23 protein-coding genes are annotated in these 25146 nt (G+C 69.0%); 11 read left to right on the top strand and 12 right to left on the bottom strand.

Translation table 11 applies throughout. The features are described 5' to 3' along the window. Positions 1-113: 113 nt before the first annotated feature. From BLT27_RS08595 to BLT27_RS08575, 5 genes are all read right to left on the bottom strand, one after another. On the bottom strand, positions 114-446 hold the full coding sequence (locus BLT27_RS08595) for an AzlD domain-containing protein (protein WP_089732893.1): 333 nt from the start codon (positions 444-446) through the stop codon (positions 114-116). After that, complete coding sequence (locus BLT27_RS08590) at positions 443-1120, bottom strand: AzlC family ABC transporter permease (RefSeq protein WP_089733155.1); 678 nt, start codon at positions 1118-1120, stop codon at positions 443-445. Before BLT27_RS08590 ends, BLT27_RS08595 begins: the two co-directional genes overlap by 4 nt. A 179-nt stretch (positions 1121-1299) precedes the next feature. After that, positions 1300-1572: a DUF7513 family protein gene (locus BLT27_RS08585; RefSeq protein WP_089732891.1), complete on the bottom strand. Its 273-nt coding sequence runs from the start codon at positions 1570-1572 to the stop codon at positions 1300-1302. Next, positions 1569-3107: a Na+/H+ antiporter NhaC family protein gene (locus BLT27_RS08580; RefSeq protein ID WP_089732889.1), complete on the bottom strand. Its 1539-nt coding sequence runs from the start codon at positions 3105-3107 to the stop codon at positions 1569-1571. Before BLT27_RS08580 ends, BLT27_RS08585 begins: the two co-directional genes overlap by 4 nt. A 288-nt stretch (positions 3108-3395) precedes the next feature. After that, positions 3396-3971 (bottom strand): DNA-3-methyladenine glycosylase family protein, encoded by a 576-nt coding sequence (locus tag BLT27_RS08575; RefSeq protein WP_089732887.1) that lies wholly within the window; start codon positions 3969-3971, stop codon positions 3396-3398. 242 nt (positions 3972-4213) lie between these two features. Between BLT27_RS08575 and BLT27_RS08570 the strand changes: the two genes are divergently transcribed. Further along, on the top strand, positions 4214-4918 hold the full coding sequence (locus tag BLT27_RS08570; protein ID WP_089732885.1) for a class I SAM-dependent methyltransferase: 705 nt from the start codon (positions 4214-4216) through the stop codon (positions 4916-4918). A 218-nt stretch (positions 4919-5136) separates the two neighbouring features. Here BLT27_RS08570 and BLT27_RS08565 read toward each other — a convergent pair whose 3' ends face one another. Further along, the gene (locus BLT27_RS08565) at positions 5137-6288 is read right to left on the bottom strand and encodes an acyl-CoA dehydrogenase family protein (RefSeq protein WP_089732883.1); all 1152 of its coding nucleotides are present in this window, start codon (positions 6286-6288) and stop codon (positions 5137-5139) included. Between the two features lie 116 nt (positions 6289-6404). Between BLT27_RS08565 and BLT27_RS08560 the strand changes: the two genes are divergently transcribed. The 4 genes from BLT27_RS08560 to BLT27_RS08545 all read left to right on the top strand — a co-directional run bounded on the left by BLT27_RS08560 (position 6405) and on the right by BLT27_RS08545 (position 10421). Continuing rightward, on the top strand, positions 6405-8390 hold the full coding sequence (locus BLT27_RS08560) for a 3-hydroxyacyl-CoA dehydrogenase/enoyl-CoA hydratase family protein (protein WP_089732881.1): 1986 nt from the start codon (positions 6405-6407) through the stop codon (positions 8388-8390). 68 nt (positions 8391-8458) lie between these two features. After that, a complete protein-coding gene (locus tag BLT27_RS08555) occupies positions 8459-8875 on the top strand; it encodes a DUF7960 family protein (RefSeq protein ID WP_089732879.1) in 417 nt (138 codons plus the stop codon). Between the two features lie 78 nt (positions 8876-8953). Next, entirely contained in the window at positions 8954-9682 is a 729-nt protein-coding gene (locus BLT27_RS08550; RefSeq protein ID WP_089732877.1) for a DICT sensory domain-containing protein, read from the top strand. A gap of 133 nt (positions 9683-9815) precedes the next feature. Continuing rightward, entirely contained in the window at positions 9816-10421 is a 606-nt protein-coding gene (locus tag BLT27_RS08545) for a HalX domain-containing protein (RefSeq protein WP_245707685.1), read from the top strand. Here BLT27_RS08545 and BLT27_RS08540 read toward each other — a convergent pair whose 3' ends face one another. The 4 genes from BLT27_RS08540 to BLT27_RS08525 form a co-directional block, all read right to left on the bottom strand. Then, complete coding sequence (locus BLT27_RS08540) at positions 10422-12458, bottom strand: hybrid sensor histidine kinase/response regulator (protein WP_089732872.1); 2037 nt, start codon at positions 12456-12458, stop codon at positions 10422-10424. Between the two features lie 248 nt (positions 12459-12706). After that, positions 12707-13855: an acyl-CoA dehydrogenase family protein gene (locus BLT27_RS08535; protein ID WP_089732870.1), complete on the bottom strand. Its 1149-nt coding sequence runs from the start codon at positions 13853-13855 to the stop codon at positions 12707-12709. A gap of 85 nt (positions 13856-13940) precedes the next feature. Beyond that, entirely contained in the window at positions 13941-15422 is a 1482-nt protein-coding gene (locus tag BLT27_RS08530) for a hypothetical protein (RefSeq protein WP_089732868.1), read from the bottom strand. A 52-nt stretch (positions 15423-15474) separates the two neighbouring features. Next, positions 15475-16968: a hypothetical protein gene (locus tag BLT27_RS08525; protein ID WP_089732866.1), complete on the bottom strand. Its 1494-nt coding sequence runs from the start codon at positions 16966-16968 to the stop codon at positions 15475-15477. 95 nt (positions 16969-17063) lie between these two features. Here BLT27_RS08525 and BLT27_RS08520 point away from each other — a divergent pair, with 95 nt between their 5' ends. The 6 genes from BLT27_RS08520 (at position 17064) to BLT27_RS08495 (ending at position 23276) form a co-directional block, all read left to right on the top strand. After that, positions 17064-18323, top strand: coding sequence for a zinc-ribbon domain-containing protein (locus BLT27_RS08520; protein ID WP_089732864.1), 1260 nt, complete (start codon positions 17064-17066; stop codon positions 18321-18323). Between the two features lie 74 nt (positions 18324-18397). After that, the gene (locus tag BLT27_RS08515; RefSeq protein ID WP_089732863.1) at positions 18398-19051 is read left to right on the top strand and encodes a hypothetical protein; all 654 of its coding nucleotides are present in this window, start codon (positions 18398-18400) and stop codon (positions 19049-19051) included. A gap of 81 nt (positions 19052-19132) precedes the next feature. Beyond that, a complete protein-coding gene (locus BLT27_RS08510) occupies positions 19133-19927 on the top strand; it encodes a creatininase family protein (RefSeq protein ID WP_089732861.1) in 795 nt (264 codons plus the stop codon). Positions 19928-20036: 109 nt separating this feature from the next. Further along, positions 20037-21125, top strand: coding sequence for an aminopeptidase (locus BLT27_RS08505; RefSeq protein WP_089732859.1), 1089 nt, complete (start codon positions 20037-20039; stop codon positions 21123-21125). Positions 21126-21311: 186 nt separating this feature from the next. Continuing rightward, positions 21312-21443, top strand: coding sequence for a hypothetical protein (locus BLT27_RS20400; RefSeq protein WP_281241455.1), 132 nt, complete (start codon positions 21312-21314; stop codon positions 21441-21443). Positions 21444-21650: 207 nt separating this feature from the next. After that, entirely contained in the window at positions 21651-23276 is a 1626-nt protein-coding gene (locus BLT27_RS08495) for an HVO_2922 family protein (protein ID WP_089732855.1), read from the top strand. A 1-nt stretch (position 23277) separates the two neighbouring features. Here the strand turns inward: BLT27_RS08495 and BLT27_RS08490 are convergent, their stop codons facing one another. Both BLT27_RS08490 and solA read right to left on the bottom strand, forming a co-directional pair. Then, positions 23278-23943, bottom strand: coding sequence for an O-methyltransferase (locus BLT27_RS08490; RefSeq protein ID WP_089732852.1), 666 nt, complete (start codon positions 23941-23943; stop codon positions 23278-23280). A 48-nt stretch (positions 23944-23991) separates the two neighbouring features. After that, positions 23992-25137 carry an N-methyl-L-tryptophan oxidase gene (gene solA / locus BLT27_RS08485; protein ID WP_089732850.1) on the bottom strand — a complete coding sequence of 382 codons (1146 nt, stop codon included), beginning with the start codon at positions 25135-25137 and terminating at the stop codon, positions 23992-23994. Positions 25138-25146: the final 9 nt, after the last annotated feature.

Raw genomic sequence — 25146 nt, 5'->3', positions numbered from 1 at the left:
GAGGCTGGCTTCTGTAAGGTCGTTAAACCGGCATAACCATTGGAGCTCGGCGAATGGTCAGAAACATTCGATGGCGGGGCGATAACTGGGCTCTCGCCGGACCCCGGCCCGGCTCAGACGACCGCGCCGACCAGCCAGAGCACCCCCATGCCGACCGCGATAGTCGCGAGCACGTTCTCGGTCCGCCACGCGACACCCGCGGCGACGACCGCCGCGATCACCTTCGGTGGCTCGGCCTCGACCGCGCCGCTGGGTTCGAGCGCGACGATGGCCGGCACCACCAGCGCGGCGAGCACCGCCGCCGGGACGAGCTCCAGGGTCCGTTCGACGCGGGCCGGAACGTCGTCGACCCGGCCGAACAGCAGGATGAACGAGAGGCGGAGCGCGAGCGTGACGAGGCCGACTGCGACGACGATGCCCCACAGGGTCGTCGCGTCGTAGCTCATGCCTCCCCCTCCGTCTCGCCGGGTCGTTCGTCCGCCGGCCAGTCGGTGAACGTGTCGACGAGCACGCCGACGGTCAGCCCGATGAGCGCCGCGGCCACGAGCCCGAGGTCGAGCGGGAGCGCGGCCGCCGGGATGGCCACGCCGCCAGCAACCACGCCGACGAGGCCGCTGAGGCGGTCCTTCAGCGACGGGACGAGCAGCGCGAGGAACGTCAGTGGCACGGCGAACTCCAGCGACAGCCCGGGTGGCACGCTCCCGCCGACGACGACGCCGACGGCCGTCGAGACGACCCAGACCGCCCACAGCGCGAGCGCCGCGCCGAGGTAGTACCAGCGCCGCCGCCCGATGCCCGGCTCGTCGCCACGGAACTCCGTGACTGCGACCGCGTAGGACTGGTCGGTCAGCGCGTACGCGGAGAGCCACTTCCACGGCGGCGAGAAGTCACGGAAGTACGGCGCGATGGACGCGCTGTACATCAGGTAGCGGAGGTTGACGACGGCGGCGGTCACCACGACGACGGCGACGGGAGCGCCGTCGCCCACGAGCTCGATGAGTGCGAGCTGGGACGCGCCGGCGAAGATGACGACCGACATCGCGACCGTCTGGAGCGCTCCGAAGCCGGCGTCGAGGGCGCTGATACCGGTGATGAGCCCGAACGGGACGACGCCGAGCATGAACGGACCGATCGCCCGAGCACCTTCGGCTGCATCGCTGCGGACGCTCACTCGCGGGTCACCTCGATACCACGACGGTCGCCTGTCATCGTCGGGGCGACGACACCGAGGCCAATAGGTCGTTGGTTCCCGGGTACCTTCGCCGTCTCTGTCCTTGCGGCCGGTCCGTCACGGAGACCCTACAGTCCCCGCCCGTCGACGACCTCGACGAGGACCCCGCTGCCGGAGTGGCTCGTCTCGTCGAACTCCTCGACGCGAACGCGGACCCGTTCGTCGACGAGCACGTCCGGGTCCTCGACGCCTGGCAGGCTGAGCCGCGAGTCGCCGATGCGGATGACCGCAGCACCGTCCTGCACGCCACTGACGAACGCGGTTACCTCCTCGCCCGGGTCGAACGCCGGGGTGCGGGTGCGGAAGCCGACGCCAGCGAGGACGGATGACAGGTAGCTCATACGCGCTCCACCTCCGCGGACTGGCGGTCGTGGACGTACTCGCGGCCGTAGCCGGTCCACGCGGCGAAGACGAACACCGCCACGAGGAACCAGCCGTGGAAGACGTAGGGCCAGACGGTCACCGGGTTGACGACCATCGACTCGGTGAACCACGGGACGCTCTCGGTCAGGCTCGTCATCGCGCCGTACCCCGCGAGGAGCCCGCCGCCCCACGGGAAGATGTACCCGAGTGCGGAGGTGTTCGCGTCGAGGATGTTCGCGCGGCGGTAGCCGTTCAGGTTGAATCGACCGCCGAGGCGTGCGATGTACGGTGCGATGGCTATCTCCGCCGCGGTGTTGATGGTGATCATCCCGTTGACCAGCGCCGTGCCGAGGACCATCGTCAGCTCCGTGCGGCGGACCGTCGTCGCGACGGAGCTGATGAGGAAGTCGAGGATGGCCTCGAAGCCGCCGCCGCGGATCATGATCTCCGCCGCCGCGACGATGAGTAGCGTCAGGACGATGAGCGGGAAGAACCCGACCGCGCCATTGTAGAGTGCGCCGCCGACGACGGCGGACTCTTCGGGGCCAGCCAGTCGGACGATGGGGAGCCACGTCAGCTCGGATGCGAGGCTCGTCTCGGCGGGCGCGACGAACACGATGATGTCGGACAGCGACGAGAGCCCGAGGGCGAGGTTCGCGACGATGGCGGTCAGCAGCCCCCAGGAGACCGCCTCGACGATGTGGCGTCCCTGTATGGCCGTCACGATGACGACGCCCATCGAGACCAGGTGGACGAGGCCGAGCGCGTTGGCCTGTTCGGCGAGGCTCGTCCCGGCGCCGGTGACCTCGATGCCGGACATCGACAGTCCGGCGAGGACGTACGCCGCGAACGCGAACACCGCCGCGACGAGCGCGTACTTCAGTCGGGAGGAGACGACACCCCCGATGTCGGCGTCCTGCGTGACCGCGCTCACGATGGTCGTGTCCGAGACCGGCGCGAGGTTGTCACCGAACACCGCCCCGGAGAGGATAGCGGCGAAGAGCAGCGTCGGGTTCGCGCCGAGCAGGATGCCCGCGGGGAACACGACCGTCGTGAACGTGATCGCCGTCCCGTAGCCGGTGCCGATACCGGTCGCGAGCAGGGCCGCGAGCACGAACGTCAGCGCCGGGAAGAGGTCGCCCGCGACGCCGGTGACGTCGGCGGCCCAGACGAGTCCGTTCACGAACTGGCCGGCCTGCAGGACGTTCGCGAACATGCCGGCCCAGAGCCAGGCGACGACCGCGGTCGCGGCCACGCGCTGGGTCATCCCGTCGAAGATCGTGTCCGCGTAGTCCTTCCACGAGCCCTTCACGAGGAACAGGCCCGCGATGAGGCCGACGAGCATGCCCACGACCAGGCCTTGCGTGTCGCCGACGCCGAGGACGCCGCTCTGGAAGATGGCCCAGGCGACGAAGACGGCGAGCGGGACCGTGCTCGCGGCACGCCCACCGTAGAACTTCAGGTCGGGTGGGTCCGATTCCTCGATAGCATCGAGCGATTCCGTCTCTTCCATGGGGAAGCCGGTGACTAGCCCACTGGATAAAACGGCACGAAATCATCCGATAGTTTCCGGGTGACTGGTGTGTGAACCGCTGACATCAGCCCAGTTCCGCCCAGATGAGCCGGTAGCAGGCCCAGAGAAACGTGGTTCGAGTGAAACGTGAGCGACTGGTTCGGTGTTCTGTGCTTCGGCGGATGTATCCCGGGGCTAATTTTACGGCACCCATCGGGAGAACTACACCTCGAGAGAAACTCCAGTGAACCGTTCACCGGTTTGTGCCGGGCCGCCGGCGATGGTCGGTCAGTCGACTGTCCGCCAGAGGTAGAGCGAGGCGTACGAGCGGTACGGGCGCCAGCGCTCGGCCGTCTCCACCATCTCGCCGCGGGTCAGGTCGTCGCCGTAGAGCGCGGACATCCCGTTCCGGATGCCGAGGTCCTCGACCGGAAACACGTCGGGCCGCGCGAGACTGAACATGAGCTGCATCTTGGCGGTCCAGACGCCGATGCCCTTGATGTCGGTGAGCTCGGCGACGACCTCCTCGTCGTCCATCCGGGCGAAGTGCTCACGCGTGTAGCCGTGCGCCTCGAACGCTTCGGCGACGTTCCGGACGTACCCGACCTTCTGGCCGGACAGCCCGGCGTCCCGGAGCGTGGCCTCGTCGGCGGCGAGGACGGCCGCCGGTTCGACATCGACCGCGTCGTACAGTCGCTCCCGGATGGCCGTCGCCGCCGAGGTCGACACCTGCTGGCTGACGATGGACCGGACCAGCCGCTCGAACGGGTCCTCGGCCGGCTCCAGTTCGAGCGCACCGTGCTCCTCGACGACGGGACCGAGTTCGCGGTCGGTCCGGAGCTGTTCGAACGCGTCTTCGCTCATCTACGTATCCGGAAGCAGGAGCCGGAGCCCGATAAGCGTACACCTCCCTCCCGAAACGACTAAGTACCCAGCGCGAGAATATGTAAGTAGACGGTAAACTAAACTATTTTGGTAATACTTATCCGGTAGCAGCTGCTATCCCCTAATCCCGGTAGGAAGCGTCTACTACCGGCTGATGCCCGCGGGGGGACAGTGCCGACGAGTGACTACCACGAGAAGCATCCGAAAACGGACGCATATTCATGACCGAGGCACACCAGCAGACCATCGACTGGGACGAGTTCTGGCGTACCGCCGACGAGGACGACCAGCAGAGCGCGACCCCGAGCGCGCACCACGTCAGGGAGGCACTCGCCGACCTCGTGGCAGAGACGGGCGGTATCGACTCCTTCGCCGACGTGGGCTGTGGCCCGGGCGTCGTCACCTTCGACGTCGCGGAGCGGAACCCCGAGGCCGACGTGGTCGGCTACGACGCCGCCGAGGCCGTCCTGGAGACGAACCGCGAGCGAGCGACGACCGATAGCATCGGCAACATCAGTTTCGAGCGCGCGGTCCTCCCGGCGTTCGAGCCCGATCGCCAGTTCGACCTCGTCCTCTGCTACGGCACCCTCGCCTACGTCACCGAGTCCGAGCAGGCCCTCCAGAACCTCTACGACGCGGTCGCCCCCGGTGGCCACCTCGTCCTCGGCTACGTCAACGAGTTCGGAGCGGCCCAGTTCCGCGCCCAGCACGCCGACCTGACGGAGAGCGACGACCCGCGACGCGACCCCGACGAGTACGGAGAACGCTTCGGCCTCGTGATGGACGAGCGGAGTACCCTGTCGTTCGACGCCATCCGCAACGCGCTCGGGACCTGGCCCCGCAGCATCTGGGAGGTCGCCGAGAAGCCCGAGAAGCGGTGGGCCTGGAGTCACGTCCCGCTGGTCTACGTGCCGAAACCGGCGTAGCAGCTCTGCGGCGAAGAACGAGCAACAACCCTGCTGAGCCGGCCCTCAATAGCAAGTCCAGAAGCGTGAGCTTTCGCAGAAATCAGACCGACCGTCCGCGCTCGCGTCAGCGAGCGCGGTTCACCGGCGACGAGCGGAGCGAGTCGCCGGCCTTTTTGGCCGAGCTTTTTCGAGGAGCGGTGCGCCTCCGGCGCACCCGACGACGAAAAAGGTCGTGGTTAGTAACCCTTGCCGAGCAGCTCGCGGGCGATGATGTTCTTCTGGATCTCGGTGGTGCCCTCGTAGATCTGGGTGATCTTCGCGTCGCGGTAGAACCGCTCGACGGGGAAGTCGTTCACGAAGCCGGCACCGCCGTGGATCTGGACGGCCTCGTTGGCGACGTCGACGGCGACGCGGGAGGCGTACTCCTTGGCCATGGAGGCGAGCTTCGTGATGTCCGCGCCCTGGTCGACGTTCCAGGCGGCCTTGTACGTCAGCATGCGGGCAGCCTCGGTGCGGGTGTGCATGTCCGAGAGCTTGTGCTGGATGGCCTGGAAGTCCGAGATGGGGCGGTCGAACTGCTCGCGTTCCTGGGCGTAGGAGAGCGCGGCCTCGTTCGCGCCCTTGGCGATACCGACACCCTGTGCGGCGACCGCGGTGCGCGTCTCGTCGAAGAACTGCATCTGCTGGAGGAAGCCCATGCCGCGCGTGCCGATGAGGTTCTCCTCGGGGACGCGCACGTCCTTGAGGATGAGCTCCGCGGTGTCGCTGGCGCGGATACCGAGCTTGCCCGTGATCTTCTCCGCCTCGAACCCGTCGCGGTCGGACTCGACGACGATCTGGCTGAAGCCGTTGTAGCGCCCCTCGGCGTCGGGGTCGGTCTCACAGAGGACGACGTAGTAGTCGCCGATGGAGCCGTTCGTGATCCACATCTTGTTCCCGTTGATGACCCACTCGTCGCCGTCCTTCTCGGCCTGCGTGGAGACCGAGGAGACGTCGGAGCCGGTATCGGGCTCGGAGATGGCCGCACCCATGATGGCGTCACCGGTCGGGATGGGCTCGAGGAACCGCTCCTTCTGGTCATCTGTCCCGAACTCCATGATAGCGTCCGCGCCGAAGCTCGTGGACGTCAGCGAGAGGCCGATGCCGGGGTCGACGGCGAACAGCTCCTCGGTGATGAGGGCGGACTCGAGGTTCCCGTAGTCCGCACCGCCGTACTCGAAGGGGATGTGCGCCCCGAGCAGTCCCGCGTCGGCGGCCTTCTCGATGATATCCCAGGGGTACTTCTCCTCGACGTCGTACTCCTGTGCGACCGGCTCGATCTCGTTCTCCGCGAAGCGTGCCACTTCTTCCTTGATCTGTTTCTGCTCGTCGGACAGCGCGAAATCCATAGTAAACCATTAACACATTGTTCGTTAAAAAGCTATGTACCCGATTATAAACGTACAAGGAGTTTCCGAATGCGCTAAGGGAAACCTTGAAACGGCTTCCAGTTGAGTTGTTCCGCATGGACCTGGAAGAAATCAACACCGTCGCAGTTCTCGGTGCGGGTAACATGGGACACGGCATCGCCGAAGTCGCATCACTCGCGGGCTACGACGTGAACATGCGGGACATCAAGGACGAGTTCGTCCAGGGGGGCTACGACAAGATCGAGTGGTCGCTCGGCAAGCTCGCAGACAGCGAGCAGATCAGCGAGGACGAGGCCGACGCCGCCCTCGACCGCGTCACGCCACTCGTCGACCTCGAGGAGACCGTCGCCGACGCCGACGTCGTCATCGAGGCCGTCCCCGAGAAGATGGACATCAAGGAGGACACCTGGACGGACGTGGAGGAGTACGCCCCCGAGCACACCGTGTTCACGACGAACACGTCCTCGCTCTCCATCACGGACCTCTCCGAGTTCACGGACCGGCCGGAGCGCTTCTGCGGGATGCACTTCTTCAACCCGCCGATCCGGATGGACCTCGTGGAGGTCATCTCCGGCGAGCACACAGACGACGCGACGCTCGACATCGTCGAGGACCTCGCCGACGACTTCGGCAAGACGCCGGTCCGCGTCCGCAAGGACGTCCCCGGCTTCATCGTCAACCGCGTCCTCGTCCCGCTGATGAACGAGGCCGCGTGGCTCGTCGACGAGGGCGTCGCCACCATCGAGGAGGTCGACGCGACGACGAAGTTCGACATCGGCCTGCCGATGGGGAGCTTCGAGCTGTCGGACTACGTCGGTATCGACGTGGGCTACCACGTCCTCGACTACATGCACGAGGTCGCCGGTGAGCGCTACGAGCCCGCGCCGATGATGGTCGAGAAGGTCGAGAACGAGGAGTTCGGCCAGAAGACCGGGCAGGGCTTCTACGACTACGAGGACGGCGACGGCGCCGACGTCTCGATGGACGACGACCTGTTCAACGAGACGGTCAAGGAGCGCCTGCTCGCCGCGCTCGCGAACGAGGTCGCGTTCCTCGTCGGCGACGACGTCGCCTCGCCCGAGGAGATCGACACCGCCGTCAAGCTCGGGGGCCGCTGGCCGAAGGGGCCGGCGAAGTTCGCCGACGAGTACGGCGTCGCGGAGCTCGCCGACGCACTGGACGAGGCGTACGAGGCGTCCGGCCACCCGCGCTACGAGGCGTTCGACTACCTCGCGACGGTCGCCGAGGAGGGCGGCTTCTACGACCAGGCCGAGGGTGACGCCGAGGGGACGCCCGACTTCGACACGCTCGAGATCAGCTACCCCGGCGACATGGTCGGGCAGATCGAGCTCTCGCGGCCCCAGCAGATGAACTCCATCAGCCTCGAACTCATCGAGGACCTGGACGCCGCCATCGACCTGTTCGAGGAGGACGACGACGTGCGCGCGGTCCTGCTCACCGGTGCGGGTTCGAAGGCGTTCTCCGCTGGCGCCGACTTCATGAGCATCGCCGGCGGCGGTGCCGACCCGTTCAACGCCGTCGAGCTCTCGAAGTACGGCCAGGAGACCTTCGGCCGTCTGGAGCAGGTCGAGATGCCCGTCGTCGCGGCAATCGACGGCTACTGTCTCGGCGGTGGCATGGAGCTCGCGACCTGTGCGGACATCCGCGTCGCGTCCTCGCGCTCCGAGTTCGGCCAGCCCGAGTTCAACCTCGGCCTCCTCCCGGGGTGGGGCGGCACGCAGCGTCTCCAGCGCATCGTCGGCATGGGCCGTGCGAAGGAGATTATCTTCACCGCCGAGCGCTTCCCCGCCGAGGAGATGGAAGAGTTCGGCTTCGTGAACGAGGTCTACGATCCCGACGAGTTCGAGGCCGCGGCCGTCGAGTACGCCGAGAAGCTCGCCGGTGGCCCGCCGCTCGCACAGCGCTTCACCAAGCGCGCGATGCTCAAGGGCTGGGACGACAGCGAGGCAGGCCTCGAGGTCGAGTCGCTCGGCTTCGGGCACGTCGTCGGCAGCGAGGACGTCCACGAGGGCATCAACGCGTTCTTCGGCGACGACGACCCCGAGTTCGAGGGGAAGTAACCACACCGACCGCGGCGGCCCCTTCCGGCTGAGACAGCGTTTTTTCGGTCCGGTTCCAAGCCGGCGGCGTGTACACGGGCAAGACCGAGCAGCCGTGCTGCCTCTGTGACGACCCCGAGACGGCGGTCCGGCTCGACCTGCCACCGCGTGCTGTCCCCGAGATGAAGCACTCCGGAGCCATCGCCTGGCAGGATATCGTCGGCGAGGTGTCCATCCACTTCTGTGCGAACGACTGGGAGCTCGTCCGCGAACTCGTCCTCGACATGGGCATGAGCCCGCTGTCGCGCTGCAACGTCGCCCGCGCCTCCTTCGACCTCCGGGAGGACTTCGAGGCGCTGCTGAACGACGTGCGCGACGAGCCGGACCACGGCCCGGTCGAGCGGCGGATGCTCGAGGAGAGCGAGGCGACGCTGTCGGCGGACGACGCGGAGGACCCGGCCCGCGTACAGGCCAGACTCGTTCAGTGGACGCTGGCGGAGGGCTGACGCCGATTCGGTCGTGGCTGCCCCGCGGGCCGGCGCGGAGGGGTAAACCTCAAATCCCCCGGCGCGCGAGTAAGGGATGTGACACTCCTCGACATCATCGACCGGGTTCGGTCGAGCGAGAAGACGCTGACGCTGTTCAATCTCCCGCCAGCGTCGTCGCTGGACACCGAACTCGCGTCCTTCTTCGAGGACATGAACGTCCGTGTCGACGTCGACGAGACGGTCGCCGACGCGCCGACGTTCGGTACGCTGACCGCGCCCGACGAGTTCTACGCCGCCGTCACCGGCGACGAGCTACGGTCGCTGCTCGACGGCCCGAATCCGGGCCCCGATGGCCTCGGAATCGACGACACCGACCACGAGCCGCTGCTGTTGCCGCTGAAAGAGACGACGTTCACGTCCTACGACAGCGGCCGGATGATGGACGTGACCCGCGAGATAGAGGACCGCGCGTTCCGCTACGGGACGGGCGAGCTACACGTCGGCTTCCAGGAGCTCTCGCGCTTTACCGACCAGACCGACGTGTACCGTCGGCTCGCGACGACCGACCTCGACATCCACATCTACGGGGCACCGGACGCGACCGTCGACGTCGACGGCCTGCAGGTCCACGCCAGCGACGACGAGGAGCTCCGGCTCACCTGGTTCGTCGCGTTCGACGGCGGTGACACGCCCGAGGAGAAGTGTGCCCTCCTCGCTCGCGAGGGCGAGGTCGAGGGGTTCTACGGCTGCTGGACGTACGACCCCGACGTCGTGGACCGGGTCGTCGAGTACCTGTCGGGACGGTACGACCGCGTCGCGCCGTAACCCGCTCGGCCGCGTTCGTCTCGGTACGATGTGACAGAGAAAACCCACCGCGGGTTGTTATCTGGCCCTCCTTATATCAGAAAGAAGAACTGTGGGCGCGGCATTTATGAACCATAGACACCATAGCCCGAACGTGGCAGAAAACGACGGTCAAGGGGCTGGCGACACATCGGGTGGCCTCGAGGTGCTCGTCGTCGACGACGAGTCGCGACTGGCGGACCTCTTCGCCGCGTGGCTCCAGACGGACTACAACGTCGAGGCGGCCTACGACGGCGAGTCGGCGCTGGAGCTGATGGAGGACACTGTCGAGATAGTGCTGCTCGACAGGCGGATGCCCGGTCTCTCCGGCGACGAGGTGCTGGACCGCATCCGCGAGCAGGGCTACGACTGTCGCGTCGTGATGGTCACCGCCGTCGACCCCGACTTCGACATCATCGAGATGGGCTTCGACGACTACCTCGTGAAGCCGGTCTCGAAGGACGAACTCCTCCAGGTAGTCGAGAGCGTCACCGGTCGCTCCGAGTACGAGACGGACATCCAGGAGTACTACGCACTCGTCTCGAAGAAGTCCCTGCTCGAGTCCGAGAAGTCCGAGCGGGAGCTCGAAGACAACGACGAGTACGCGGAACTCTGCGAGCGCGTCGACGAACTCCGCGAGCGCGTGGACCAGACCGTCTCCGGGATGCAGGACCACGACGACTTCGTCGGCGCGTTCCAGGACCTCCCCGGCGGTAGCTGATTACGGCGACTCCACGTCCGAGAACTCGAACCTGGCCCCACCAGACTCGCTCTCGACGACCCGTGTCGTCCAGCCGTGCGCACTCGCGACTTCTCTGACGACCCACAGCCCGATGCCGAGACCCTCGTCCGAGGTCGAGAAGTCCGAGTCGAACGCGTTCTCTCGTACCTCCGCCGGCATCCCTTCGCCGTCGTCCGCGACGTAGAACCCGACCATCGTCTGCGTCTCCGTCTCGACGTGTTCGACGCCGGTTCCGGCTTCCTCCGGGAACTGGAACCCACCGGTGTCGACGGTGTGCTCCGGCTCCTCGTACAACAGTCCGACCTCGACGGTGACGTCCTCGCCGCCGTGCTCGATGGCGTTGCGGAACAGGTTCTCGAACGCCCGCAGGAGCCGTGAGCGGTCGGCCTCGAACCGACCCGACCCCTCGATGTTAAGCGTCGCCGCGGGCGTCTCGACGTTCGCCCACGCCTCGCGGACCAGCGCGTCGAGCTCCATCGGCTCGGTCTCGGTGACGGTCTGGCCCTGTCTGGCGATCGCGAGCACGTCGCCGACGATGTCCTCCATCCGTTCGAGGCCGTCGGCGACGTGTTCGAGCGAGCCACGAACGTCCTCGGGCGCGCTCTCCATCGCCATCTCGAGGTAGCCCTGGGAGACGCCGAGCGGGTTCCGGAGGTCGTGGCTGACGATGCTCGCGAAGGCGTCGAGGCGCTCGTTCTGACGCTGGAGCTCGCGTTCGCGTTGCTTCCGTTCCGTGATGTCGCGCATGACGCCGACCGTCCCCCGGAACTCGTCGTCGTAGGGGAGCAGCGCCAGTTGGACCTCGCAGGGGTACCGCCGACCACCTTTCGTGTCGACGGTGACCTCCTGGGTCTCGCCCTCCATCCGGCCGTCGGCGATCATCCCCTGGATGACCCGCTCCCCCCGTTCGACGGTCTCGTCGTCGAGGATGATGGAGATGTGTTCGCCGAGCAGCCCCTCCCGGCTGTAGCCGGTCATCGAGAGCATCGCGTCGTTGACCGTCATGAAGTGGCCGTCGCTGTCGAGCGCGTACATGCCGTCGCCGACGGTCTCGACGAGACGCTCGTAGCGTTTGAGGACGCGCTCCTGCTGGTCGATGCGGCCGCGGATGGCGATGGTGTCGAGGACGTGCGAGGCGCTGCCGGCGATCTCCCAGAGCGCGCTGACCTCCATCTCGGAGAAGCCGCCGGGGTCGTCGGAGTAGACGCCGAGGACGCCGTACAGTTCGTCGTCGGAGTACAGCGGCGCGACGACGACGGCGTTGCAGCCACGTTCGGTCGCCGCGGACCGCCACGGGACGGCCGCGCGATGGGCCTCGATGTCGTTGACGACCTGGGGTTCGCGGGTCCGCAGCGCGCGCTCGATGACCGTCTGTTCACCGCCGCCGCCGCGCCCGACGGGGAAGGTCACGCTGACCGGCCAGTCGTCGGTCGCGCTCGCCGACACCCACGGGACGACCTGGCCCTCGCGCTTGTCGTACTCGCCGATCCACGCGAAGGTGTAGCGCCCGCCGAGTGTGAGCTGCTCGCAGACGGCCTGTTCGATGTCCATGGGCGACGAGGCGTCGACGAGCGCCCGTTTCACGTCGCGGACGAGGTCCTCCGGACGGCTCCCACCGGGCGGCGCGGCGTCGGTCGGGTTGCGGACGACGGAGTTGGCGACCCAGGCGGCGAACGCGTCGTCCGAGCCGGCGTCGCCGACGCCGTCGAGGAAGTCGACGACCTCCATGACGGCGGCACCGCTCCCACGGTCGGCCTCGTACTCGGTGAGCACGAGCAGCGGGATGTCGGGGTGTCGCTCGCGGGTCGCCTGGAGCACCGCCGGGGAGGCATCGATGGTCTCCATGTCGCTGACGATGCAGTCGAGGTCGCCGTCGGCGAGGTGTTCGATGACGCCGGTGAAGCCCGCGGCCGTGAGAACCTCGACGTTCGGGTAGGACCACTGCAGGGGAGCGGCGAGACTGGCGCGCAACTGCGCGTCGTTGCTGATGATGAGAACCCGTTTCGTGGCCGTCATTGTGTCAAGTCCTTTCGCGACCGGTCGACGCTCGCCACCGTCGGCCGGGCGCAGTTCGGTTACCCGTCTGTTTCGGTGTCGCGATAATGACGCTTGTGGTAGCCCACCCCGAAGCCGACTGGCACCGGGGGAACAGAACGGCTGACGCCGCCGGCTGGGTGTGTCGGTCGCGGCCTCCACCCTGTGGCGTCCACCGGCAGGCGACGTACGCCGCGTCGACCCGCTGCCCCGGTGTCGTCTGAGCCGGGTCAGGCCTGGCGGTAGATGAGGTTGCGCTGGATGGCGTTCGCGCCCTCGTAGATGACCGGGATGCGCACGTCGCGGTACACCCGGGCGATGCGCCGCTCGTCGAGCACGGAGCGGCCGCCGTGGAGCTGCATCCCCAGCTCGGCGTTCTCGGTCGCGGTCTCGGTCGCCTTCGTCTTGGCCATCGCGGCCCAGTAGCCGGGGTTCTGCCCGCTCTCGACCTTCTCGCAGGCCCGCCAGACGAGCGACCGTGCGGACTCGAACTCGAGCAGCATGTCCGCGAGGTCGTGCTGGACCGACTGGAAGTCGGAGATGGAGCGTCCGAACTGCTCGCGGTCGTGGACGAACGCCCACGCCTCCTCGATGGCGGCGGCGGCGAGGCCGAGCCCGTGGCCCGCGACGGCGACGCGGCCGTGGTTGAAGAAGTCGGCGAGCATCATGAAGCCGTTCCCCTCGTGGCCGACGAGGTTCTCCTCGGGGATGCGTGCGCCGTCGAACGTGATGTGGGCCTGCTTCGAGGCGCGAAAGCCCATCTTCTCGGGGATGTGCTCGGGCTCGTAGCCGTCGATGTCGGTCGGCACGATGAAGATGGAGTGGTTGCCGTAGCGGTTGTCCTCGTCGTCGTCGGTGCGTGCGTACACCGTTATCCAGTCGGCCTCGACGCCGTTGCCGATCCAGTACTTCTCGCCGTCGAGCACGTACTCGTCGCCGTCCTTCTCGGCGGTGGTCTCGATGCCGGCGAGGTCGCTCCCCGTCTCGGGCTCGGAGACCGCCAGTCCCGATATCTGCTCGCCCTCGGCGACGGGTCGGAGGAACGTCTCTTTCTGCTCCTCGTTGCCGTACTCGTAGGTCATCTCGCAGCCGAAGCTGGCGAGCTGGAGGGTGAGCGCGATGCCCGCGTCCGCCTTGTAGAACTCCTCCGTCATCGCCAGAATCTCGGGCAGCGAGAGCCCCCGACCGCCGTACTCCTCGGGGATGTCCTGGCCGACCAGCCCGGCCTCCTGTCCCGCCTCGAGTATCTCCCAGGGGTACTCGCCGGACTGGTAGTACTCCTGTGCGTTCGGCTCGATGTGCTCGGCGGCGAACGCCCGCGCCTCGGCCTTGATGTCGTGGGCCGCCTCCGGAACGAGACTGTCCTCTAAGAGTTCCATGCCTGCGGTTCGGTCCGGACGCCCAAATACGGTGTGGCGACGGCAGCCCGGTGTCCGGCCGACCCGGTAGCGGGTCGACCGGGGACTACCGGACCGCCCGCACGGTGTAGGTCTCGCCGCGGAAGCGGACCACGGCCCGCGACGACTCGCTACCGGGGAGCGCGACGACCGCCGGGTCGACACGGTGGTCACCGGTCAGCAGCCGGACTCGGTCCCGGTCCACGCCGTCGAGGAACGACAGCGAGTTCCGCAGTGCGGGGAACCTGAGGACCAGCTCGAGCGGTACGGAGGTGGCGTCGCCGGCCCCCGTCGCCTCGGCCGTCAGCACCCCTGGGTCCGACGGGTCGTACTCCCTCGTCCGGACCCTGAGCGTACCGTCGGGCTCCTCGGTGGTCGCCTCGACCGTGTCCGTCCGCGTCAGCTCGGGGTCGGTCCCGTCGGTCACGTGCACCGCGGCGGCCGGGTCGCTCCCGGCCTCGGCGAGCCGGAGCCGCACCGCGTAGTAGCCCGCCCGGAGTTCGTCGAGCGTCACGTCGTCGCCGTAGCGCCCGAAGCCGACCTCGACGGCCCTCGCTCCGCCGACGGGGACGAACTCCCGGTTCCCCGACAGCGTCACCGCGGACGATGCGACCGGGAGCCACGCCGTCCCGTTCGACCGGAACAGCTCGTGGCCGACGACGGTGACGGGCCGGTCGCCGTCGTTACGGAGGGTGAACGTGACCGCCTCCGCGGCGGCGGCCGTCTCGGCGGCGGGTTCGAGGTAGACCGCCGCGTCCTCGGCACGGGCGTCGTGGAACCAGCTCGTCTCGGACTCCAGCACGGGCAGCGCGACGTCGGTCAGCACCGAGGCCGGCGGGCCGCCACCCGCGCGGACCCGTCGCACGGCGAGGAAGAACCCGGCGCGGCCGTCGGCGGTCTCGAACCGGTACGTCGCCGGCGGGAGGCAGCCGTCCGTCGACGGGGGCGTCAGCAGCTCGAACACCTGTCCGACGGTGGCTCCGGGGTCGACCGTGACCGACCGCACGTAGCCGACCCCGTTCACGTCGGCACTCGCACGCCAGCAGCCGGTGTCGGGGTCGCCCGGGCGGACCGTCTCGAACGCCGGGTCGCTCGTCGGCACCAGGAACAGCCGGGGGCCGTCCGGAGCCGGTTCGAGCACCCCCTCCTCGGGCTCGTACGCGATGCCTATCGGGGCACCGAACGGGACCGCGCCGTCGAACTCGACCTCGCGCTCCGCGTCGCTCCGGTTCGTCAGGGCCACCCACAGCCGGACCGGACCGCCGTCGTCGCGGGGGAGGAGGCCAACGTCGTACGCGAACGGCTCGGCGTCGGCGCGGTCGAACACCGACAGCCGCCGTCGGACCCCGTCGACGGTGACGGCGTCGCTCGGGTCGGCCGGGGGGCCGTCGTCGTAGGCGTCGGCGTCGTTGGGGTCGTCGTGGTCCTCGGTGCGCGGTGCCACGTCGAACGCCGGCCGGTCGGTCCCACCACCGCGGTCGAGCGTGTTACACCCGGCGAGGGCGGACAGGGAACCGGTCAGGGCGGCGAGGGCTGCTCTGCGTCGCACGACCGTCGATGGTCAGCGGACCGACATCCCTCTTGCGGTGCCCGTCGGCCGGTCAGCCCGACTCGGTCCGGACGCGGTAGCCGGTGCCATCGAAGGCGAAGGCGACGCCGCCGTCCTCCCCCGTCGGGAGCCCAAGGGTCGCGGCACCGATGGCGAACCGCTCCCGGCGCACGTCGGGCGTCCGCAGCTCGACCCGGTCGACGTCGCCGTCGACGAGGTACGAGAGCGTGTCCCGGAGCGCCTGGAACTGGAGCACCTGCGGGAGTATCAGCGAGGTGTCCGGTCGCGTCGCCGTGCGTTCGACCGTCACGACGGCGTCCGACGGGCCGGAGTCGCCCGAGGCGAGCACGTCGAGGGTGTCGCCGCGCCTGGTCGTCGACTCGACCATGCCCGACGGTGCGAGTTCCGGGCCGTCCCCCACGAGTTCGACGAGCGTGGCGAACACGTCGAGCGAGCGGCGCTCGTTGCCGCGCCACACCTGCACCCGGGGGAAGACGACAGCGTACCGCCCGGGAGACAGCCCGCCGATGCTCGCGGGGTCGCCGTAGGCGAGCCGCGGCCGGCCGTCGATGTCGAACGTCGTCCGGTCCCGTTCGCCCGGCCTGACGACGGTGTCCTCGTCGCTGCTGCTCTCCCTGGCGAGCGGCGCGACCACCGCCCAGCCGTCCTCGTGCCGGGAGACGAGCGCCCACGCCCCGTCGTGGACGAGCGAGCCCGGCCCGTAGTTGTGCAGCGTCGTCCGGAGCCGGCCGTTGGCGAGGCCGACCTGCTCCGCGCTCGGTTCCAGGTAGCGTGGCGTGTCCGCGTCGGCCTCGTGGAACCAGTGGACGGTCCCGTCGATCGCGGTCAGTCCCGGCGTCGACGGGTCCGTGAACTGTGACCCACGCCAGTCGTCCGCCCGACTGGGGAACACCGAGAGCCCGAGCCGCCAGCCACCGTCGCCGACGACCGCGTACTGGCCGGTCGGGAGACACACGTCCGCACCGCGCATCACGACGACGCCGTAGCGTCCGCCGACAGTCGCGCCGGGCGGTATCGTCACCGACCGGGTCTCGTCCTCGGGCTCGACCACGTCCCGTGAACGGGTCTTCCAGCAGGCGTTCCAGAGCCGGAGGCCCTCCGTCGGGTCCCCCTGGGAGACGGGAACGACGTACAGCGGCAGGCCGCGGCCACGGAGGCGGTACGTGGAGACCGGCGGGGTCGCCCCGAACTCGAGGGTCCGGTCGGAGTCGGAGACGTTGCGGAGACCGACCCAGAGCAGCGCCGGGTGGGACTCGGTGGCCGTCCCGACGAACCCGGCATCGAGGGCGAGTCCGTCAGGAACGTCGGTCGCGCGGAGCGAGACCAGGCGGTGCTCGGGGCCGACCTCGCTGACGGTCGCCGGCGACCGCTCGACGCGTGGCTCCGCGAACGGCGAGTCGGTCGCTGTCGGCGTCGGTGTCTCGACCTCCAGCGGCCGTCGGGTCGTCCCTCCGCCGTCTGCGAGGCCGTTACAGCCGGCGATGGAGGCGGTCGCGAGCGTGGAGAGCAGGGCACGGCGGCGCATCGTTCGGCAGTTCGTGACGGAGGCCCAAAGGCGTTGAGTGCAGCGGTCGACGCAGGAACTTATTTGCCTCCCCCTGCCGAACGTGTCAATATCCAATGAGTCGTGACGGTGGTGCCGACGCGACGGTGTGTCCATCCTGTGGGACGCGTGCGGACGCCGGAGACCGGTTCTGCTCGGCCTGCGGCACGGCGCTCGCCACCGAGGAGCGTGGCGAGCAGTCCGGCCAGACCGCTGCGGCCGGTCCGGCAGATAGTTCGTCCGATGCCGACAGCAGCTCCGGCAGTGAGACAAGCGACGACCAGCACGACGAGTCCGAGGAGATAGTGCGGGCGACCGACCCTGCAGCACCCGAGGCGGCGTCGACCGGAACCGGACCCGCGGACGGGACCGAGCGCGACAGGTCGAACGGGGGCGGCGCTAGCAGCGAATCGGGCGGTACCCAGGACGCCGCCGACAGGGACCGGACGGACGCCGCCGACGCCGAGACGGCGACGCTGGAACCCTGGCAGAAGCGCTGTCCGGAGTGCAGTTCGGTGCTCGTCGCACAGGCGGTCCGCTGTACGGGCTGTGGCGCGACGCAGCCGGACGTGGCCACGGCGGACGACGGGGCAGGCAGTGACCAGGCGCAGCACGACGGGCAGCGTGACGACCGCGAGACCGGCTCGGACGGCCAGTCGCGTCCGCGCCGGCGGGACCCACCCGAGAGTCGGCCTCGGGACCGACGGCGACGCGACCGCCGGAGCGAACCGCAACAGCCCGGCCGCCGCGAGCCGAGCCGGGAGAGCAGCGGCCGGACGACCGACGCCGGCGGCGAGGTACAGTACGAACGTGACCGCCGCGCGGAGACGATCGCCTCGGAGCAGGAGCCGCGGCACGGCGCTGGCGGCGACTACCGCGAACGCTCGGCCCGCCGGCGGCAACCGCGAGAGCCACCCCGCGGACCGGCACCGGACCGCGACCGGAGCGAACGGCTGGCGGAGCGACAGGCCGCCCGGCGGGCCGACGCCGACACGCCGTACGAGCCGGCGGTGCCGAGCAGTCGGTGGTGGGCCGGCGTGCTGGTTCCCGCCGTGCTGACGTTCTTCGGTGCCGTCCTCGGGGTCGCGGCGGACCCGACCGCGGTCGCGTCCGGGACGGTACCGTGGGTCGGCGACGGTGGGGGGCTGCTCGAACTCGGCGTGGTGCTGACGCCGACGCTCGCGCCGTTCGCGCTCTACTTCGACCGACGGTACGTCGCCCACGAGACCGGCCGCAGGCCCTCGGCCGCCTACTACCTCGTCGCGGTGCCGTACCTGAACCTCGTCGTCACCGGCCTCTACCTCTGGTGGCGTCAGCAGTGGCTCGCCGACGCGTGATTCGATGAGAAGCCAACCCCGTCGGCGAGAAGAACTAAACACCGCAGTGACAAGATTGGGTGCATGGTGAGACGATGACCGCGGTCTCGACGATGGACGGCATCAAGTACGGCTTCAAGCTGATGGGCTACCAGCTGCTGGTCACGATCCTGAGTGGCGCCGTCGGGTTCGCCGGGTTCATGATACTCAGCATCGGCGGTGCCGCCTCGATGCGAAGCGGGTCGGCGGAGGCGAGCTTCCTCACCGTCCTCGTCGGCGGCGCCGTCTTCCTTGCCGCCGCCGCGATCTGGACCGCCGGGATGGCCGGGACGACGTACAAGGTCGTCGCCGACGCGGTCGAGGCCGGCACCGAGAGCGCGACCACCGGACTGGGCCGGACGACGACGTCGGGCAGCGGCGGGCGCGCGTCCGGCGCCGAGGCACGGACGGGCCGCAGCGGGGGACGTGCCCGCGACTCGTCCTCGTCGTCCGACCCGGCGCCCAGGAAGAAGGGGGGCGGCGGCGGTTCGACGGCGGACTGGTCGGCGCGGGACGGCCCGTCCGACGACGACAGCTCGGCGGAGACGTCGGTCGAGACCACGCGACGTGACGCGTCCAGCAGTCGCTCGCGTTCGTCCGGCGGCCGCGCCGGCGACCGCGGGTCGGAGCCGGAGTCCGGCAGTACCGCCAGTGGTAGCAGCCGGGACCGGTCGTCGCGACGGGACGAGAGCCGCCGCAGCGACGAGTAGGGGGACGGTCCCAGTCGCGGGTCCACCCCGCGGCTGGCCGGGAGAGCCACCTTTTTCGTCGCCGCGTACCCGTGCACCTCCATGTACCTCGCCGACCAGGCGTGGCCGGACCTCGGTTCGTACTTCGCCGAGGAGTCGCTCGCGGTCGTCCCCATCGGGTCGACGGAGCAGCACGGGCCACACCTCCCCGAGAGCACCGACCACGTGATCGCGGAACACCTCGCCCGCGAGGCGGCCGACCGCGCCGGCTACCTCTGCACACCGACGGTCAACGTGGGCGTGAGCATGCACCATCGGCAGTTCCACGGGACGATGTCGGTCGACCCGCCGGCGTTCCGCGACTACGTCGAGAGCATGACGCGGAGCCTCACCCACCACGGCATCGACCGCGTCGTCTACGTCAACGCGCACGGCGGCAACATGCAGCACCTCCGCGAGGTGGGCCGACGCCTTCGAGAGGACCGCGTCGCCTTCGCCGTCGAGTGGATGTGGGACGAGTCCATCCCCGACCTCGTCAACGAGCTGTTCGAGCACAACGGCCCCCACGGCGGCCCGAAGGAGACGGCGATGCTGCAGTACCTCGACGGCGACAACGTCCACGACGACCGCCTGGAGCAGGCACGCGACGGCGGCCGCGTGAACCTGGAAGATGGGGACCCGACGATTCACGGTGCCCGGAACTACTACGACGCCATCGACAACTCGCCCAACGGCGTCTTCGGCGACCAGACCGACGCGACCGCCGAGAAGGGCGAACAGCTGTTCGAGGCCGCGACCGAGCAGCTCGTCGCCCTGCTCGAGTGGCTCGACGGGAAACCGTTCGACGACCTCATGGCCGCGCCCCACGTCGACCCACAGCCCGGCAGCCGGCGGTAGCACGGCGGCTCCGTCCTCCTCGTCTGCCACCGACGGCCCGACAGCGCGGCCCGTGGGCGGGCAGGCCATGTTTCGAAACGAATATCAGTCGCTTGTCGTAACCCGTGGTATGGACGAACGCGTCAGGGAACAGGCCGAAGTACTCGTCGAGGACTGTGCCGAGATCGAAGCCGGTGACAACGTCACCGTCACGGGGCCGCCGGAGGCGGAGGACCTCGCCGTCGCCGTCGCCGAACTGCTCGGCGAGAAGGGGGCGCACCCACAGACACGCCTCCAGTCGAGTCGCGTGGATCGCGCGTACATGCGTGCTGCCGACCCCGAGGACTTCGACACGCCCTCGCACACGCTCGCCGCCGCAGAGGAGACGGACGCCTTCATCTCCATCCGGGGCTCGAAGAACATGTTCGAGACGAGCGACGTGCCGCCCGAGAAGAACCAGGCCCGTCGCCAGCACATGAAGCCCATCCAGGAGACGGTGATGGAGTCGAACTGGGTCGTCACGCAGTACCCCGCGCCCGGCGACGCCCAGAAGGCCGAGATGAGCACCGAGGCGTACGAGGAGTTCGTCTGGGGCGCCATCAACAAGGACTGGGACGAGCAGCGCGAGTTCCAGGCCCAGATGGTCGAGATTCTCGACCCCGCCGAGGAGGTCCGCATCGTGAGCGGCGACACGACCGACGTCACGATGTCCGTCGCCGGGAACATCACGGTCAACGACACGGCCGAGAACAACATGCCCGGCGGCGAGGTGTTCACCGCACCCATCCCGGATTCTGTCGAGGGCGAGGTGCTGTTCGACAAGCCGCTGATGGCCCAGGGGCGCGAGATAACGAACGTCTACCTGAAGTTCGAGGAGGGCGAGGTCGTCGAGCACAGCGCCGAGAAGAACGAGGAGGTGCTCTCGGCACTGCTCGACACCGACGACGGTGCCCGCCACCTCGGCGAGCTTGGCATCGGGATGAACCGCGACATCGACCGGTTCACGTACAACATGCTGTTCGACGAGAAGATGGGCGACACCATCCACCTCGCGCTCGGCCGTGCCTACGAGAAGAACGTCGGCGAAGAGAACGAGGGCAACGACTCGGTCGTCCACGAGGACATGATCGTCGACATGAGCGAGGACAGCTTCATCGAGGTCGACGGCGAGGTCGTCCAGCGCGACGGGACCTTCGTGTTCGAGGACGGGTTCGAATAGGGAGACGCGGAGCGCAGCGAAGCGTCTCCGATATGCGAGCGGGGCGCCGTGGGGAGTAGGGGGATCCACAGTCGGTCCACGGCCAGTAATGTACAGCGAGTAGAAGTGGTTTTTATTCCCATACGTTGGCGATGATATATGGGGTCGAACGCGATTCTGTCGTGGGAGAACGGTTCGCCGCGGACGATGGGACTCATGATCGTCCTGGCGCTTCTGAACGTCGTGCTCTGGGGGTCCCAGGGGTTCGGCCTGGTGGCACCGGCCTGGCTGCTCGGCATTCCGGTCTTCGGCTACCGACTGCTCGACGCGATGGACTGAGTGGCATCAGCGGGCCTCGCCGGTGGCCGACCACGATTCGACCACCGGACGGCAGCACGTCCGCCTCGAACTGGCGGTCCGAGCGCACGGTCGCCGGATTGTCCGAGATGCGCTACATGTGTTCACTCTGATAGCCCGTGTCGCCGGCCCCGACCTGTCTTCCAGTTCGCACGAGGACTTTTATGTTGCGCACCAGAGATATGGCACATGGCAACAGACGACGAATCCGGGGCGCTCCGCTCCGCGTACGAGGACCGAATCGGTACTGCCGACACCGGGGACGAGGCGTACGGCTACTGGGTGTTCGCGGTGGGGGTCGTGGTGGGCGTCGTCGGCATCGCACTGTTCATGTCGAGCGAGAGCGCGACGACGATGCGTGAGGCGAGCATCGTCCTCGCGTCGGCGGGCATCGCGCTGCTGGTCGCGGGGCCGGTCATCAGGCTCCCGCTCCAGCGGACCGCGACGTACACGACGTACCTCGGGCTGGTGATGTGTGCGGCCGCGATCGTCTGGTTCACCGTCGTCTTCCCGGTCGACTGGAGCACGACGACCGGAAACCGACCCGTGGCGCTGCTGTACGCGGCGGGGCTCGCCATCATCGGTATCGGTGGCGTGTTCGTGCCGCTGTTGAGCCCGACCGAGACACGAACGGGGGCTGCTGCGGCCGCGTCGGGCCAGCGCGTCTCCGAACTCGAATCGGAGCTGGAGTCGCTCCGCGAGGACCGGGACGAGCTGGCACAGCAGGTCGAGCGGGACACGGCAGCCAGCGAGCAGGCCGGGACAGATGCAGCGGCGGCCCAGACCGAGCTGGAGGCCGAGGTCGAGGCGCTGTCCGCGGAGCTCGACTCGCTCCGGACGAGCAGCGCGCAGTTCGAGCTGTACCCGGACAGGGCCGGCGAGTACCGCTGGCGGCTGCGACACCGGAACGGAAACGTCATCGCCTCCAGCGGTGAGGGGTACACCCGGAAGCACAACGCCCAGAATGGGCTCCAGAGCGTCCGTCGAAACGCGCTCGGGGCGACCGTCGTCCAGCCGCCGGCGGCCGCGGCCGAGGAGCCCGCGGAGACCGGCGAGGACGCACTCGACGACGTGCCGTTGCTCCCGGCGGTGACCGAGACCGAGTCGCAGGCGACCTTCGAGCTGTTCGAGGACAGGGGCGGCGACTGGCGCTGGCGGCTCAGACACGACAACGGCAACGTCATCGCCGACTCGGGCGAGGGCTACTCGAACCGAAGCGGCGTGACCCGCGCACTGAAGAGCGTCCGGGGCAACGTCGGGCCGGCCGACTACCTGCGGTTCGACCCGGTGTCGTTCGAGGTGTTCCGCGACAACGCCCGAGAGTGGCGCTGGCGGCTCGTCCACAAGAACGGGAACATCCTCGGCGACTCCGGTGAGGGGTACACGCGTCGGCGAGACGCCAAGCGTGCGGTCGACACCGTCCGGTCCGGTGTCGCGGACGGCAGCCTCGCCTTCGAGACGTTCGAGGACAGGGGCGGCGACTGGCGCTGGCGGCTCCGGGCCGGCAACGACGAACTCGTCGCCGACTCCGGCGAGGGCTACGCGTCAGAGTCCGGCGTCGAGGAGGCCGTCGAGCGCATCGGGCGGTACGCGCCCGACGCCGACGCGCTGGACGTCGGTCGAGCGGCATTCGAGGTGTACGAGGACAGGGGAGGGAAGTGGCGCTGGCGGCTCCGCCACCGGAACGGGAACATCATCGCCGACTGCGGCCAGGGCTACAGCGAGCGGACCGCGGTCTACGACGCCATCGAGGGCGTCAAGCGGAACGCGCCCGCCGCGGACGCACACGAGGCGAGCGACGACGACGAGGAGTGACTCAGCCCAGTCGGTAGCTGACCGCGATTCCTTCCCCCACCGGCAGCACGTTCGTCTCGAACTCGGGGTCCGAGCGCACGGTCGCCAGGTAGTCAGCGATGCCCTGCGTGTGTTCGTTCACCTCGCCGGGGTCGTCGCCCTCGACGATGGCGAGCAGCTTCTCGAACTCGATGATGCCGGCGGTCATCGCGTTGTCCGCGACGACGATACCGCCGGGGGCGACCTTCTCGCGGACGGCGTCGAACGCCTCGGCGTAGCGGTGTTTCTGGTGGTCGACGAGCACGCAGTCGAACGGGCCGTCGTACCGCTCGATGGCGTCGAGGGCGTCGCCGTGCTCGTAGTACGCGATGGCGTCGAGGCCGGCGCTGGTCATGAACTCGCGGGCCATCTCCAGTTCGTCCCTGTCGAACTCGGTGAGGACGAGGTCGCCGTCGGCCGGGAGAGCCTGTCCCCACCAGTAGGCGGAGTAGCCGAAGCCGGAGCCGAACTCGAAGACGCGCTCGGCGTCGACCATCCGCGCGAAGCTCCGTAGCAGCCCTCCGACCTCGGGCCCGACGTGTGGGAAGTCCTCTTCTTCGGCGTAGGCGTCCATCTCGGCGGCGAGGTCGTCCCCCTCGGGGGCTGTCGCGCGGACGAACCGTGCGGTCTCGTCTGGCAGGAGGTCCATGCGAGGCACTGGGACCGACGGCCACCTAAGCGTTTCCGGCGCGGTGGTTCAGGGGGCCCGTATCGCCGCCCGGTCGACCGCGAACCCGCCGACCGGCAGGGGCGTCTCGCCGTCGAGCGCCAGGTCGGCGAGCGCCTCCCCGACCGCACTGGCGAACTTGAAGCCGTGGCCCGAGAAGCCCGCCGCGACGACGACGTTCTCCTGCTCGGGCAGCGTGTCGACGACGAAGTCCATGTCCGGCGAGTTGGTGAACAGGCACGTCGACAGCCCCATCGTCGGCCCGTCGGCGGCGGGGAAGTGGTCCTGGAGGAGGCCGCGGAGCGCGTCCTCGTCCTCGGGTGTCGGTGCGGCCACGTCGTCGGGGTCGACGGTCTCGTGCAGGTGGTGGTAGAGGCCGACCTTCACACCGGGGCGGTCGTAGCGCGGGAAGCCGTAGTACTCGTCGCCGTCGTCGCTCTCCGTGACGAAGACGGGGAACCGCTCGGGGGCGAAGTCGTCCGGGCGTTCGGGCGGCTGGAACCAGCCGAGCACCTGCCGCTCCGGGACGACCGTCCCCCCGAGCTCGGGCAGCAGGTCGCCGGTCCACGCGCCGGCCGCGAGGACGAGCGCGTCCGCGGCGTACGCACCGCGGTCCGTCTCGACGGTGACGCCGTCCGCGTCGGCCGTCCAGTCCGTGACCGTCTCGCGGGCGTGGACGGTTCCGCCCTCGGCCATCGCCCGTTCCACGTGGGCGCTGACGGCGCGCTCGCAGTCGAGGAACCCGCCGTCGGGCTGGTAGAGCGCGTCGTAGTCGCCGGGGACGCCGTAGCCCGGGAACCGCTCGTTCAGCGCCGCGCCCGTCATCGTCTCGTGGTCGAGGCCGTGGTCCTCGCAGGCCAGCCGCGCGCCGTCGACGAGGTCGCCGTCCGGCGGCGCGGCACAGACCGACCCCGTGACGTGGAGCAGGTCCCGCCCGGTCGCGTCCTCGAGGTCGCGCCAGTTCTCGTAGGCGCGCTCGACCAGCGGCACGTAGTCGGGGTGCTCGTGGTACGCCGTCCGGATGATGCGCGTTGAGCCGTGCGAGGACCCGTTGCTGTGCGGGACGTCGAACCGCTCGATGCCAAGCACGTCGACGCCGCGGTCGGCGAGGTGGGCACACGCCGAACTGCCCATGCCACCGACGCCGACGATGATGACGTCGTACTCGTCCGTCATGCGGGGGCG

This window comes from Haloarchaeobius iranensis (genome assembly GCF_900103505.1).
In the GTDB taxonomy this organism is placed as follows: domain Archaea; phylum Halobacteriota; class Halobacteria; order Halobacteriales; family Natrialbaceae; genus Haloarchaeobius; species Haloarchaeobius iranensis.
Note: the sequence above shows the minus strand (reverse complement) of the source record. Positions and strands in the feature narration are given on the sequence as shown.

What these genes read in the sequence shown, in the direction of transcription:
- BLT27_RS08595 (WP_089732893.1), bottom strand. Translation starts at nt 446, where the DNA reads ATGAGCTACGACGCGACGACCCTGTGGGGCATCGTCGTCGCAGTCGGC.
- BLT27_RS08590 (WP_089733155.1), bottom strand. Translation starts at nt 1,120, where the DNA reads ATGCTCGGCGTCGTCCCGTTCGGGCTCATCACCGGTATCAGCGCCCTC.
- BLT27_RS08585 (WP_089732891.1), bottom strand. Translation starts at nt 1,572, where the DNA reads ATGAGCTACCTGTCATCCGTCCTCGCTGGCGTCGGCTTCCGCACCCGC.
- BLT27_RS08580 (WP_089732889.1), bottom strand. Translation starts at nt 3,107, where the DNA reads ATGGAAGAGACGGAATCGCTCGATGCTATCGAGGAATCGGACCCACCC.
- BLT27_RS08575 (WP_089732887.1), bottom strand. Translation starts at nt 3,971, where the DNA reads ATGAGCGAAGACGCGTTCGAACAGCTCCGGACCGACCGCGAACTCGGT.
- BLT27_RS08570 (WP_089732885.1), top strand. Translation starts at nt 4,214, where the DNA reads ATGACCGAGGCACACCAGCAGACCATCGACTGGGACGAGTTCTGGCGT.
- BLT27_RS08565 (WP_089732883.1), bottom strand. Translation starts at nt 6,288, where the DNA reads ATGGATTTCGCGCTGTCCGACGAGCAGAAACAGATCAAGGAAGAAGTG.
- BLT27_RS08560 (WP_089732881.1), top strand. Translation starts at nt 6,405, where the DNA reads ATGGACCTGGAAGAAATCAACACCGTCGCAGTTCTCGGTGCGGGTAAC.
- BLT27_RS08540 (WP_089732872.1), bottom strand. Translation starts at nt 12,458, where the DNA reads ATGACGGCCACGAAACGGGTTCTCATCATCAGCAACGACGCGCAGTTG.
- BLT27_RS08535 (WP_089732870.1), bottom strand. Translation starts at nt 13,855, where the DNA reads ATGGAACTCTTAGAGGACAGTCTCGTTCCGGAGGCGGCCCACGACATC.
- BLT27_RS08525 (WP_089732866.1), bottom strand. Translation starts at nt 16,968, where the DNA reads ATGCGCCGCCGTGCCCTGCTCTCCACGCTCGCGACCGCCTCCATCGCC.
- BLT27_RS08520 (WP_089732864.1), top strand. Translation starts at nt 17,064, where the DNA reads ATGAGTCGTGACGGTGGTGCCGACGCGACGGTGTGTCCATCCTGTGGG.
- BLT27_RS08515 (WP_089732863.1), top strand. Translation starts at nt 18,398, where the DNA reads ATGACCGCGGTCTCGACGATGGACGGCATCAAGTACGGCTTCAAGCTG.
- BLT27_RS08510 (WP_089732861.1), top strand. Translation starts at nt 19,133, where the DNA reads ATGTACCTCGCCGACCAGGCGTGGCCGGACCTCGGTTCGTACTTCGCC.
- BLT27_RS08505 (WP_089732859.1), top strand. Translation starts at nt 20,037, where the DNA reads ATGGACGAACGCGTCAGGGAACAGGCCGAAGTACTCGTCGAGGACTGT.
- BLT27_RS20400 (WP_281241455.1), top strand. Translation starts at nt 21,312, where the DNA reads ATGGGACTCATGATCGTCCTGGCGCTTCTGAACGTCGTGCTCTGGGGG.
- BLT27_RS08495 (WP_089732855.1), top strand. Translation starts at nt 21,651, where the DNA reads ATGGCAACAGACGACGAATCCGGGGCGCTCCGCTCCGCGTACGAGGAC.
- BLT27_RS08490 (WP_089732852.1), bottom strand. Translation starts at nt 23,943, where the DNA reads ATGGACCTCCTGCCAGACGAGACCGCACGGTTCGTCCGCGCGACAGCC.
- solA (WP_089732850.1), bottom strand. Translation starts at nt 25,137, where the DNA reads ATGACGGACGAGTACGACGTCATCATCGTCGGCGTCGGTGGCATGGGC.